Annotated in this window: 12 protein-coding genes; 5 read left to right on the top strand and 7 right to left on the bottom strand. The window is 62.5% G+C overall.

Going from position 1 to position 12,669, the window contains the following annotated elements; genetic code table 11:
- Positions 1–342: 342 nt before the first annotated feature.
- From J2W46_RS05380 to J2W46_RS05370, 3 genes are all read left to right on the top strand, one after another.
- Complete coding sequence (locus J2W46_RS05380) at positions 343–1,935, top strand: aspartate:alanine exchanger family transporter (RefSeq protein ID WP_204522025.1); 1,593 nt, start codon at positions 343–345, stop codon at positions 1,933–1,935.
- Between the two features lie 63 nt (positions 1,936–1,998).
- Entirely contained in the window at positions 1,999–2,994 is a 996-nt protein-coding gene (locus tag J2W46_RS05375) for a 2-hydroxyacid dehydrogenase (protein ID WP_087752058.1), read from the top strand.
- 144 nt (positions 2,995–3,138) lie between these two features.
- Positions 3,139–4,074, top strand: coding sequence for a DUF2950 domain-containing protein (locus tag J2W46_RS05370; protein WP_310351917.1), 936 nt, complete (start codon positions 3,139–3,141; stop codon positions 4,072–4,074).
- Between the two features lie 83 nt (positions 4,075–4,157).
- Here J2W46_RS05370 and J2W46_RS05365 read toward each other — a convergent pair whose 3' ends face one another.
- The 4 genes from J2W46_RS05365 to J2W46_RS05350 all read right to left on the bottom strand — a co-directional run bounded on the left by J2W46_RS05365 (position 4,158) and on the right by J2W46_RS05350 (position 5,345).
- Positions 4,158–4,481: a VOC family protein gene (locus J2W46_RS05365; protein WP_310351914.1), complete on the bottom strand. Its 324-nt coding sequence runs from the start codon at positions 4,479–4,481 to the stop codon at positions 4,158–4,160.
- A 157-nt stretch (positions 4,482–4,638) separates the two neighbouring features.
- On the bottom strand, positions 4,639–4,842 hold the full coding sequence (locus J2W46_RS05360) for a CsbD family protein (RefSeq protein ID WP_020066882.1): 204 nt from the start codon (positions 4,840–4,842) through the stop codon (positions 4,639–4,641).
- An 84-nt stretch (positions 4,843–4,926) separates the two neighbouring features.
- Positions 4,927–5,163, bottom strand: a complete 237-nt coding sequence (locus tag J2W46_RS05355; protein WP_374726812.1) for a hypothetical protein — start codon at positions 5,161–5,163, stop codon at positions 4,927–4,929.
- A gap of 5 nt (positions 5,164–5,168) precedes the next feature.
- Positions 5,169–5,345, bottom strand: coding sequence for a hypothetical protein (locus J2W46_RS05350; protein ID WP_204522023.1), 177 nt, complete (start codon positions 5,343–5,345; stop codon positions 5,169–5,171).
- A gap of 221 nt (positions 5,346–5,566) precedes the next feature.
- Between J2W46_RS05350 and J2W46_RS05345 the strand changes: the two genes are divergently transcribed.
- Positions 5,567–5,962 (top strand): hypothetical protein, encoded by a 396-nt coding sequence (locus J2W46_RS05345; protein ID WP_087752055.1) that lies wholly within the window; start codon positions 5,567–5,569, stop codon positions 5,960–5,962.
- A gap of 61 nt (positions 5,963–6,023) precedes the next feature.
- On the top strand, positions 6,024–7,232 hold the full coding sequence (locus J2W46_RS05340) for an MFS transporter (protein ID WP_310351907.1): 1,209 nt from the start codon (positions 6,024–6,026) through the stop codon (positions 7,230–7,232).
- 1,066 nt (positions 7,233–8,298) lie between these two features.
- On the opposite strand, the gene J2W46_RS05335 is transcribed toward J2W46_RS05340, so the two are convergent.
- The 3 genes from J2W46_RS05335 to J2W46_RS05325 are packed head-to-tail and all read right to left on the bottom strand — an operon-like array spanning position 8,299 to position 12,546.
- On the bottom strand, positions 8,299–9,024 hold the full coding sequence (locus J2W46_RS05335) for an aspartate/glutamate racemase family protein (protein WP_088174053.1): 726 nt from the start codon (positions 9,022–9,024) through the stop codon (positions 8,299–8,301).
- The gene (locus J2W46_RS05330) at positions 9,021–10,238 is read right to left on the bottom strand and encodes a DUF917 domain-containing protein (protein WP_310351904.1); all 1,218 of its coding nucleotides are present in this window, start codon (positions 10,236–10,238) and stop codon (positions 9,021–9,023) included. The genes J2W46_RS05335 and J2W46_RS05330 overlap by 4 nt, the downstream gene beginning before the upstream one ends.
- The gene (locus J2W46_RS05325; protein ID WP_310351902.1) at positions 10,228–12,546 is read right to left on the bottom strand and encodes a sigma-54 dependent transcriptional regulator; all 2,319 of its coding nucleotides are present in this window, start codon (positions 12,544–12,546) and stop codon (positions 10,228–10,230) included. Before J2W46_RS05325 ends, J2W46_RS05330 begins: the two co-directional genes overlap by 11 nt.
- Positions 12,547–12,669 lie beyond the last annotated feature (123 nt).

The following is a 12,669-nucleotide window of genomic DNA, read 5'->3' as shown; positions in this document are numbered from 1 at the left end:
GCGCCGTTGGGTATTCCGCCGCGGACCTGCGTACCGGACGCCGTTGCGGCGTTCAGCGGCGCTGACGTCAAGCCGTGAGCGATATCAGGATCGTGACACTGCCACAGCTAGCCTACAGTCGCCGCCGCGTGCGCGACATCGGTCGATGGTCCTATTGTCTTCACGATTGGATTGAACATAAATTTGTAGATGCGCCTTCGGGCTGCACATTCCAACAATCGAAAAGCCTTCGATCGCAGCCGGAATGCCCCGACGAGCGCGAGGCTGGTGGCCGGATCGTGTCCCGGAGGCGCGGGGCTCATTCGCTGCTGCGTCTTCGCTCCAAGGCAAAAGGGAAACGCCATGGATACGGTCAGGACGTTGCTCGAAACGCAGCCGCTCTTCGTGCTGTTTCTCACGGTGGCCTTGGGATACGTGGTCGGTGAGATCAGCATTAAAGGGGTGTCGCTCGGCTCGGGCGCAGTGCTGTTCGTCGGCCTGGCGATCGGCGGCTTCGCACCGAAGTCCGCACCGCCCGCGTTGCTCGGCACATTCGGGCTGCTGCTCTTCCTCTACGGTATCGGTATCCAGTATGGCGATCAGTTCTTCAAGGGACTGACGAGTCCGGACGGCCTCAAGGCCAACGCCGCCGCCGCGCTCGGCGTGATCGTCTCGGGACTGGTCGCGGTCGCGTTCGTACCGCTCTTCGGCGTGAAACTCGACGAATCGCTTGGCATGTTCGCCGGTGCCGGCACCAGCACGGCGAGCCTGCAGGCCGCGATCGCCGCTGTGAAAAGCGACGGGCCGGCCGTGGGCTACAGCGTTGCCTATCCGTTCGGCGTTGCCGGGCCGATTCTCTTCCTGTATGCCCTTAGTGCATTGCTTAAGCCGAACATCGTGCGCCCGCCGCCCCCGCTCATCGAAACGGCCGAAATCGCGCTGCGCAATCCTGCGTTTATCGGGTTGAACATGGCGCAGCTGGTGGCGCGCATGCCGACCGGGCTGGCGATCGCGGCCGTGCGTCGCGAGCATCGCAACCGCCCGGCCGCCGACGACCTCGTTCTGCGGGCCGACGACGTGCTGCTCGCGACCTCCACCGACCCGGCCGTGCTGCACGAGGCCACGACGCTCTTTGGCGAACTGCAGCCGGGCCGTATGACGAGTCACCGCGAAGACCTGGACTATGCGCGCGTGTTCGCGTCGAGCCGGCTCGTGGTGGGGCGCATGCTGCGCGACATCCGCTTTCCCGAGGGCGTCGTCTGCACTATTGCGCACGTGCGCCGGGGTGACGCCGACCTGATGCCGAACCCGGACCTCATCCTCGAATATGGCGACCGCGTCGGTCTGCTGCTCGATCGCGCCCAGATCAAGGCGGTTCGTGCGTTCTTCGGCGACTCCATCAAGGGTACTGCCGAACTGAGCTTCATCTCGATCGGTGCCGGTGCGGCGCTCGGCCTGCTGGCGGGTGCGATTCCACTATCCATTCCAGGCATCGGCAAGCTCGCGCTCGGGCTGGCGGCAGTGCTGCTGGTGGCACTCGTGCTCGGCAGGGTGCGGCGCTTCGGACCTTTCGTCTGGACGATGCCGCTCTCGGCCAATCTCGTGCTGCGCAACCTTGGCCTGACCATCTTTCTCGCGCAGGTAGGCATCGCTTCGGGGCCGAAATTCTTCGCGACCATCGGCGTAACCGGCGTGTCCTTTCTGCTCTATGGCGTGACGATCCTGCTCGCGCTCGTCGTCGTGACGGCGGCGGTCTGCCTGTGGATCTTCAGGCTGCCATTCGACATGACGGTGGGCGTCTTATGCGGCGCGACGGGCAATCCCGCGATCCTCGCCTTTGCCAATCGCATTGCGCCGACCGACCGCCCGGACGTCGGCTACGCGATGATTTTCCCGTCGATGACCATCGCAAAGATTCTGTTCGTGCAGGTCGCCGCGGCGCTCGCCAGTGGATAGCGCGATCACCAGCCGTAACGATCGCACCCGGCACTCCTGATTCAATTTGCCACGGAGATCATCATGGACATAGCCGTCTTCAGCGCCAAGCCTTACGACCGCGAGTATCTGAATGCCGCGAACGCGGGGCATCATCATCGTCTCCAGTATTTCGATGTCCCGCTCGACATCGAGACGGTCAGCCTCGCCGCGAACCATGGCGCCGTGTGTATCTTCGTCAACGATTGTGCGGATGCCGCTGTGCTGCAGGCACTCGTGCACGGCGGCACGAAGCTCGTCGCGCTGCGCTGCACCGGCTTTAACAACGTCGACCTTAAAGCAGCGCAGGATCTCGGGATCAAGGTAGTGCGAGTAGTGAACTATTCGCCGAACGCGGTCGCTGAGCATGCGGTCGCGTTGCTCATGGCGATCAACCGCAAGATCCAGCGTGCCTATAACCGCACGCGCGACTTCAATTTTTCTCTCGACGGCCTGATGGGCTTCGACCTGAACGGCAAGGTGGTGGCCGTGATCGGTACCGGCAAGATCGGGCGCGTGTTCACGAAGATCATGCTGGGCTTCGGCTGCAGCGTGATTGGCTACGACAAGTTCCCATCGGCGGAATTCGAGGCGCTGGGCGCGCGCTATGCGCGGCCAAAGGAAATCGGCGAGAGTGCGGACATCATTTCCCTGCATTGTCCGCTCACTCCGGAGACGTACCACATCATCGACGCCAGCACGCTCGCGCGCGCGAAGCGAGGCGCGCTTCTGATCAACACGAGCCGAGGCGCGCTTATCGACACCGAAGCGGTCATCGATGCGCTGAAGAGCGGGCAGCTGGGCGGTCTTGCGATCGACGTGTACGAACAGGAGGCGGACCTTTTCTTCCGTGACCTGTCGGGCACCATCATCACCGACGACGTGCTCCAGCGGCTCGTCACATTCCCGAACGTGATCGTCACGGGGCATCAGGCCTTTCTCACGCGCGAAGCGGTGACGACCATCTGCGAGACAACCCTGCAAAGCGTCACGGAGTTCGAGACGGGCAAGCCGCTTTCAAACGAAATCAGCGCAAGCTGAACGCAGCGCGCTGCGCAGCGGTCAGTCCGTGCGAGTTCGTAAGCGTGTTCTGTTAGCCGGTACCTTCATCGTTTCGCTATAGATGTGGCCAAAGCAGTTTCGACATCAGGCATGCGCGGCGGGCGGCGCTGAGGAGCAGGAACCATGAAACTCTATTCACACGTTCTCCGGAAGTGGCTGACTGCCATCTTTACGAACCTCGCGATCACGGCGATTTTTGCGTTGGCAATCTCGCCTGCGGCTCATGCGCAGCAGAACTTCGCTACTCCGGAGGCCGCAATGAATGCCTTTGGTGACGCAATTGTTAAAGACCGCGAGGACGCATTGCGCACCATCTTCGGCAAGGACTTTCGTAATCTGATTCCGCCCGTTGGCGCGCAGGTGCGGGACGCGTTTCTCACGATGTGGTCAAAGTCGCATGCGATCAAGCCGATCGATACGCGACACGTGGAGATCGCGGTAGGCGACGATGGCTGGACGCTCCCAATTCCACTCGTGAAGACCGACCGGGGATGGCACTTCGACACGCGCGCTGGCGCGGAAGAGATGCGGGAACGACGCATCGGCCGCAACGAACTGGCAGTCATTCAGACGATGCTCGCAATCTACGATGCACAACGCGAATACGCGCAGACCAATCACGACGGCGAGGGCGTGCTCGCCTACGCGTCGAAGATGGTGAGCTCGCCAGGCAAACACGACGGTCTGTACTGGCCGACGGGACCGGACGACCCACCAAGTCCACTCGGCGATGCGTTCGTTAATGCAAGCGCGCGCAACACCCAGAACGCCGGTTACCACGGCTATCACTACAAGCTGCTCTATTCACAGGGACCGCATGCGCCTGGCGGCGCCTATGACTACGTTGTCGACGGCAAGCTGTTCGGAGGTTTCGCCATCATCGCCTGGCCGGTGCGTTACGGAGATACGGGTATCAAGACTTTCATGGTGAGTCATGCCGGGCAGATCTATGAGCGTGACCTTGGCCCGCAGACTGCCGCGAAAGCCGAGGCAACGAAGTCGTTCGATCCGGGTCCAGGCTGGAAGAAGGTGAGCGCTCGGGATAGCGGCCTACCTTGATCATGGTGCTGTGCGCGTAGCGGCACCATGGTTAAGTAGTCGATGAGTGCCGCGCGCTATTTACAGGCTGACGCCAGGTTCGCCTATGCTTGCGTTGAGCGCACAGCCACCCCATACGTGCTGACGATCCGCGCATCCTGCTCAGCGGCGGAAAACAGCTCCCACTCCAATCCGTTCACATCGACGCTGCTTGAATACGCGTTGGCGGTATCGTCTTCGAATCCGACGTGCCGCAGTTGACCCGCTTGCTCCGGTTTCTCGTTGATCGAGAAGTTGAGCAGGTCGGTTCGCCACATCGCGTATTTGCCTGGCACAACGGCATCGGGCGATTGTCCGAGCCGGCGGCTGTAGTCGACAATCGATTCGTCGAGATTCGCAACAGCGAGTGCGATGTGAAAACGCTTCATGGTGGGCTCCCGCGATGGTTATCCGTTTTGACGGTTCGCCCATCGTAGCGATTGCGCACGAGCGCAACTAGGCAAGCGATTATGCTGGTATGTGCGTTACCCGGTTACGCTCGCAGGCCGGTTCGGATCGCCCCGCCGCCGAAGCGCGTCAATGCAGTCAGAGATTCGACGGGTTGCCCGGATCCGTCTTGCCCTTTTCGGCGTTTTCGCGCTGATCGCCGAGATCCTTGCGGTTTTCGCCTTCGGTGATTTGCGCTTCACCTTTGAGCTTCCTGTCTTCGTTGCCGGTGATAGAGCCGATGCCCTTGTTGATCATGCCCTTCAGTTCTTCCTTGATGCCTTCGGTCTTGTCGTTTGCCATGAGTGCCTCCAGAGTTAAGCGGGTTTTCGCGCGATGCGACCATCGCGTGCGTCATGTGCATGCGCAATCGGCATGCCGAAGCGCTCATGGACGGCGCTTCTTCCACGCATAGTCGGCGGGTGGATCGGCGACGCCCGGGCGACCCACCGAGTTCGGGTTTTCCGAGCAAAGGGTGACGAAACACACCGACTCGCCGCAGGACTGACGTCGCCGCAACGTCTCGGCAAGTGACAGCGCCTCTGCCATCGCGCCGGCGGCAAAGGATACGGCGCGCGGCACGATGGCGTCGTCTATCGCTTCCGACCAATAGACCATGTACACCGGGTTCACGGAGCAGGTGACTGGCTACCGGGCACACCGACGCCCGGTATGTCTCGCACGGGCTGCTGGTCCGGCTGGACGTCCGTTTCTGGAAGCGACTCCGGTGTGCGTGCAGGCGGCGTGCCGCGACCAATTTCGGACTGTTGCGGATCGGGTTTTTGGGGCGTGGGTGTTTCGGTCATGGGCGGCTCCTTCTGCGTTGCTTTCGGTGGATCGAGTATCGTGTTTGGCAGCATCCTGTGTGCCAACGAGTCGCGAGCGTTGCGCACGTCCGTGCAACATCGTGTGGCCAGGCAGCTTCCCGCGTTGCTACACGCTGAATGCACAGCCGCAGGCTTCCCGGCAGTCTGGCCCCAGGTACCTTTACAATTCAACACTTCGATCCGACAAACGTGAATGCGCGATGAGATACCACTTTGCATTGATCCTTGCGGCGGCCGTTGCGAGTACTGCCGTGAACGCTCAAACAGCCGCGAATGGCGAGACAGGCGCACTGCAATGTGCGATCGGAAAAGTGACCGGCGTGGGCGGGTCGGAACAGAGCGTTCGTGAATATCTCGCGACGCCCGATCGGGACAAATATCGCTACATTGCGGACAACCCGATTCAATGCCGCATTTCCGACGAGGGCCGGGCGTCCGCATGTACCGGCATCACCACGCTTAAACGCGAACAGGTCAGCGTGTACGATCAGATCGACAGCACGATGATCACCGTGGTCGCGCGCGTCGAGCTGGATCACGGCACGTATCCGGTACTTATCGCCGTGCCGAGAAAAGACGTGCAGTGTCAGGAGTAAATGTTCTGGCCCGGCCGGCTTTGTGCGCTGTCCTGAGAGCAATTGCAAAGGTAACCCGTCCATGCAAGCCAGAATCCGGATCAGCGTCCTCGCGAGCATTCCACGAAGCGTCTGGGTACTCGGCTGTGTGAGCCTTTGCATGGATATCTCGTCGGAGATCGTCCATAGCCTTTTGCCGATGTTCCTGACAGTGAGCCTCGGTGCGAGCGCCGCGACCATCGGCTTGATAGAAGGCATTGCCGAAGCGACCGCGCCGATAGTGAAGGTGTTTTCGGGCGCGCTGAGCGACTACCTCGGGAACCGTAAGTGGCTCGCGGTGGCCGGTTATGCATTGGGCGCGTTGAGCAAGCCGCTCTTTGCGATCGCGCCGACCGTCGGCGTGGTGGTGACCGCGCGCGTCATCGACAGAGTCGGCAAGGGGATTCGCGGCGCGCCGCGCGACGCGCTCGTGGCGGACGTCACACCTGTCCACCTCAGAGGCGCCGCGTTCGGCTTGCGTCAGTCGCTCGATACCATCGGCGCGGTGCTGGGCCCGTTGTTCGCGGTAGTCATCATGTCGGTGTGGGCCGATAACTTCCGGCTAGCCTTCTGGCTTGCCGTCATTCCTGGTGTGCTGGCGGTCGCACTGTTGATGGTCGGCATCCACGAGCCGGCGCGTGAAGCGGGCGCGAAGCGCGTCAATCCTGTGCGGCTGGAGAATCTGAAGAAGCTGGGCGCGCGCTACTGGTGGGTCGTCGCCATTGGCGCTGTGTTTGCGCTCGCCCGCTTCAGCGAAGCATTCCTCGTTTTGCGTGCAATGGGCAGTGGCGTACCCATCGCTCTGGTTCCGCTCGTTATGGTGACCATGAATATCGTGTATTCGCTGTCGGCGTATCCGTTCGGCAAACTTGCGGACACGATGAATCACAAGCGGCTGCTGATTGCGGGCGTCGTCGTGCTGATCGCCTCGGACCTCGTGCTTGCACACGGCAGCCACTGGAGCATCGTGCTGCTCGGCGTCGCATTGTGGGGCTTGCACATGGGCATGACGCAGGGGCTGCTCGCGACCATGGTTTCTCACACCGCGCCGGCGCAATTACGCGGCACTGCGTTTGGCTTTTTCAATCTGCTGGGCGGTGTCGTCACGCTGCTTTCGAGCGTCATTGCCGGTGAGCTGTGGGACAAGATCGGGGCTACGGCTACCTTTTATGCGGGCGCCGTTTTCTGCGTGGCGACAATCGCGCTCCTGGTTGCCGGCAAGACTCCCGACACCCGCGCAACGTCGCACTGACAAACACAGTGTGCAAAGACCGCAGCTATCCTTTGAGTTCCGCGAGGAGGCGCGCCAGGCGGGCGATGCGGTTCCGGTACATGGGTGCTTGCGGACTCGTCTTCAAATGCTCGACGCGGTCTCGCCAATAGGTCGGTGAAAAAGGCTCCTGGGACGCCCATGCGATCACGCGCTCGAGATGAACAAGCTCGCTTTCGAAAATGTGGTGGTGCATCTTTGAACCCCCGTGGATGGCCAGTCTTCTCTCGTCACGGCGCCGTTGAAATCTGGCGCTGCGTAAGGCTGCTCAAGCAGCTTGTTTTCCGCGACTCGTTACAACAAGGTTAGCCGTCGCGGCCCTTTCCCGAAGGGAAGGCAACGACGGCCGGACCCATCCCGCAGCGGATCTTCGGTGCATAGCCAAAGATTTTCCGCTCTTTGGTGCCGCGCATTGCGAACTGCTTCTCTGCGGAAGCATGGTCGCCATCTTTGTACGCGTCACCGCTACAACAGCACAGCCCTCTCTCAGTCTGCTACCAACGGCTGGCTACCGTTGGCGTCGATCGGCGTTGCACGTATTAGTTCGTTTAACTAAACGACTGCTTGCCATAATGAATCGAGATCACTCGATCCGCGGTGTCAGCCGTCCCGCAACGGACGCAACAACGCGGCAACAGAACGTCGAACACGTTGCAGCGCGCGATCTTGTTTTGGTCTCTCAGGCTCCCCGGTCATTCGGACAATTTCGTCGCAGCTTTCCGGCCACCTGCCTTTGTATAAGCAATGGTCGTGCCATATGTTGAGATGGCTTAGGCTCGGGCGCGTCGGCGAATCGGGTCTGCCGGTGTTGGCCGATCTCGTCCAGGTTGGCGGTCAAAGTTGGTCGTTTTCGTCCACATGGGCATGCGGCGCGCGTAATAGGGCGATTTCGTCCGCAGCGGGCGGCACTCGGCGGCGTGAGGGAGGATTACGAGCACCACGAACGGCGCAGAGAGGAGTCCGGCGCGGCGTTGCATGCCGCAGCCGGACGAAAGCAGATGAAGCAGATGAGGGCGGACGGGGATGAGGCGGACAGAAGCGGCCTTGCTTACGCCTGCAAGCTGACCTTGCTGTACGTGAGCCTGCTCGGGCGCACGCGCATACGCACCAGCGACACGAGGAAGCTGAACCCCGCCTGATTGGGATCGATCACGGGCACGTAAGCGCCGAGCGCCTCGCCGAGCAGCGTCGAGACCCGGCTCGCCACGTCCACGAATCCCGTACAGCCGAGCAGAATCGCCTGCGCGCCGTCGTCCTTGATCGCCTTCAACGCAGCTTCGAAGGTGCGGACAACCACGACGTCGATGTTCTCGAGCTGCGCGACAGGGCAGTCGATCGCGCGAATCGACGCGAAGGTGTCTTCTATGCCGTAGGTTTGCGGATGACCGCGCTGCATTGCGAGCGTGCTTTGCAGGATCGTGATGATCGAGAAGCGCTGGCTGAGCGCGAGGGCCGTAAACGCCGACGCCGGAAAGCCGCCGATGATCGGAATGTCGATCACTTCGCGCGCGGCTTCGACGCCGCACATGTCGAAGTCGGTCAGCCAGATGCCGTCGAAACCGTCGTTGGCGATGGACTGTGCGAGCTCGACCACCGGCATGCCGTTCTGCAGCCAGTTCGTGCGGTTCTCGATGTCGGGATGACCCTCGGTGATGTTGCGAATCTCCACCTGGACGTCGGGCGGCACGACAGGCGCAATCGCCTTCATGATGCGGTCGTTGTACTGGGACGTGGCAACCGGCACGAGCACACAGATACGAATGGGCGAGTTCAAGATGCATCTCCCTTGCGTGCGGCCTGCAGCGATTCGAGCGGCACGTAAGGGCCGAGGTAGCCAAGCGAGTTCAGCAACTGCATGAAGCTGTCGAGAATGAGGCCCGGTTTGCGCAACTCGGGTTCGGCGCGCCAGGCAATTAGCGTCACGGGGCGTTTGCCGATTGCCGGATTCAGCGAACCGTCGCCGTTGACGAGGTCGCCATTGCTAAAGACTGCCTGGCCCTCGCCGCCGACGAAATAGGCGACGCTGTCGGGCGCGAGCACGATCGGCTGTGCACACTTGCTGTCCCATGCGAGTAGCGACTCGTTCTGATACATCACCGTATAGGTATGCTGTCCAGCCTGAATGCGAATCTTGCCGACGTCGAAACCGCCGCTCGTATCGACTTCGGCCGACACCAGTTCGCCCGGTTCGGAAACTGCGCGCGCCGCCAGTCCGCAACGTTCGACGAGATAGGCGGTCATCTGCCGGGCGCTGCCGATCTCTCCGCTCTGCAACGCACGCCCGAGTTTCAGTGCGCGTGTCAGTGTGCCGCGAATCGGTGTCGCGCGGCCGATATCGGCCGGCGTCATCACCCACATCGCAAGTCCGCCGAACTGGCCGAACTCCGGATCGGCCACGACCGGGCGCATCATCTGTTCGACGATCGCCGACACGTCCCGCTGATGAGTCGGCGCGCCTTCGCTGCCGCCGCGCGGCGTCACGTTCAGTTCGACGCAAAGACCGCCCTGGCTTACGAGGAACGCGGGCCGCGGATCGATTTCCGTAGCGGCGAACGTCAGCATCGGCAACGAGGGCACCGCGCGCCCGGCGCCGTCGGCGTCGATGACCGCAAGGCCCAGTTTCGCCGCCACGAGTGCAGCCACCGTGAAGCCCAGCGCACCGCTTTCCGGCGGCATCACATAGGCGAGTTTCTTGGATTGCGAGGCGAGCCGAGCCTGAACGTTCTGCACCGCCGTCACGGGGCCGAGCGGGTAGGTCGCCGAGTTGATCGCTTCCGGCGCGCCGAGATAGGCGACCATGACGGCCGCGCCCTCGGTCGCTTCATCGACGGAAACGACCTTGACGGTGTCGGTGGGATAGTAGTCGCCGGCTACGAAGTGCGCGGCCAGATGCCGTGCGGATTCGATGGTGCCGCCTCCGCCGCTGCCGAAGAAAGCTGCGCCCAGTAGCAGCGGTTCGAGATCTTCCCGGCGTAGCTCATATGCCATTTACGATTCCTTTGGTGTAGTTGTGGAACGAAGCATGTTGCTGGAGTTCGGCAAGCAGATTCGCGGCGCCCGCGACGCGAGGCGTTGCATCCGTCGGCAACGAACGCAGGCCGCGCTCGAGCGTCTCGATGGCTTCGGCTACGCGGCCAGTCGAGCGCAGCAAATCGGCGAGGTGGTGCGCGGCATCCACGCGCCCAGGCACCGAGCCGAACGCGAGCGCCGTCGACAGCGCCGTGCGCAGCCCGAGTTCCGCGGCGTTCACGTCGCCGAGCGCCCACTGCGCGCGTGCTCGCGTGACCAGTAGCTTGCCCAGATACACGCGCTCCTGACGGGCGAGCGTCTCGTCGATAGCCGTAGCCAGGATCGCCTCGCACGTTTTCGCGCGGCCGGCGCGCAGCAGCAATTCCCCGTGCTGCCACGTCTTGAACGAATAGAAGAGCGCACCGCCATTGCAAACGACGTGGTTATCGTAGCCGTCGAGCATGACAGTTTCCGCTTCGTCGGCCTGCCCGAGCGCGCTGAGATGACAGCCGCGCAGCACCTGCCCGACTCCGCGATAGAACGCGAAGCCGTGCGCGATCGACACCGACTCCAGTTCGCTTGCAAGCTGACCCAGCCGTTCCACGTCGTCGAACAGCGCGGCGAGCCAGGCGGCGCCCTGCAAATTGACGACGTGAGCGAGCGCGTGCACGCCGGGTTCGGATGTGCGCAGAATCAGCATTTCCATCGCGCGGCGTGCCTGTCCGAAGGCGCCGATCTGGTAGGCGGCGAGTCCTTCGAACGTCAACGCGAGACTCGCCAGGTCGATTCCTTGCGAACCGGTGCGGATGTCGTTGCGCCCCACGCCGAGCAGATTGCCGCGCGCGAGACAGGCGAGAGCTTCTTCGCTGTCGCCGAGCCAGAACAGCGTGTTGGTCATGGCGACGTGAGCTTCGTCGAGCGACACGCGATCGCCGGCGTTCTGCGCGCGCTCCAGCATGTTCTGCGCGGTTGCGCGTGCCTGCTTGAGTTGCAGCGTGGTTAACTGCGTAGTCCAGATGCCGAACTGGATTGCGGCGATTTCAGCGGGGGAGCACACGCCTTCACCGACCGCCAGCGCTGCGGCGTAGCAGGCCGTGGCTTCCGCGTACAGCCAGCCGTGCACGCTGCGCAAGCTCATGCCCAGAAGGCGGTAGGCGTCGAACTGGAGGCGGCGCACGGGGTCCTGTTCGTTCGGCGTTTGCAGCACGTCGAGACAGCGGCGCAGCGGCGGAATTGCTTCGGCAAATTTCGATTCTTCGATCAGCGCGCTCGCATGCTCCAGGCACTTGCGCGCTTCACGGTGATGTTCCTCTCGCGACTTCAGACGCCGTTCGATTGTTTTGCGACCCACGCCGAGCATCGCGGCGGCCGCACTCTTGTTGCCGCTCGTCCGTTCGAGTGCGCGGTCGATCAGCAAATCTTCGGCGGCGTTGAGCTTGTCGCGGCCTTCGAGCTGCATCAGCATATCGGCGAGACTCGCGCGCGACACTGGCCCGCTGGTCTCGTTCGCGAGAAACGGCTCGAGCGTATCCACGTCGATCACCGTGCTTTCCGCGAGCACGCTCAGCTGGCTGACCAGGTTGCGCAATTGCCGGATATGACCAGGCCACGGGTGCTGCGCAAGACGACGCAGCGCGGCCGGCGCAAACTCCAGCCGGCGCGTGTGTTGTGACGCGAAGTGGTTGACGAGCGCGGGGATATCCTCGACGCGCTGCTCGAGTCCCGGCACCGCGAGTACGAAGACCGCGAGCCGGTAGAACAGGTCCTCGCGGAACAGCCCCGCGCGCGCGAGCTCGCGCAGGTCGCGGTGTGTCGCGGCAACCACGCGTCCAGCAAACTGCAGGCTGGTCGACGATCCCAGCGGACGGAATGTGCGCGTTTCAAGTACGCGTAGTAGTTTCGGCTGCAGCGCGAGCGGCAATTCGCCGATTTCATCAAGCAGCAGCGTGCCCTTGCCAACTTGCTGGAAAAGCCCCTGGCGGTTTTCGCCCGCGCCGGTGAACGCGCCCTTGACGTGCCCGAACAGTTCGGCTTCAACGAGGTGTTCGGGAATCGCGCCGCAATTGACGTCGACGAAGGGTTGATCCTGGCGCAGGCTGTGTGCGTGAACACGGCGCGCAACGAGTTCTTTGCCCGAACCGGTCGGCCCGAAAATAAGCAGCGGATGATCGGTGGGAGCAACCCGATCGATCATCCGGACCAGTTGGCGAAACGCTGGTGCGCCGCCTACGAAAGAGCCGGAGTCGGCCTTGTCGGTGGCGAACGGAACGACTGGGGTATAACTCATTACAAAGTAAGCTCCACATGATCCGCGTGCGGCGCTACGCGGAAATGGCCGTCGCAAGGACGGCGGTCATGCATCGATTCCCTGTCTGACGAGCTTCCGATTCCGCTGTCGGAGTAGTCCGCC

The organism is Paraburkholderia strydomiana, from assembly GCF_031456815.1.
Lineage (GTDB): Bacteria > Pseudomonadota > Gammaproteobacteria > Burkholderiales > Burkholderiaceae > Paraburkholderia > Paraburkholderia caledonica.
This window is presented reverse-complemented; position numbering and strand designations above follow the sequence as displayed.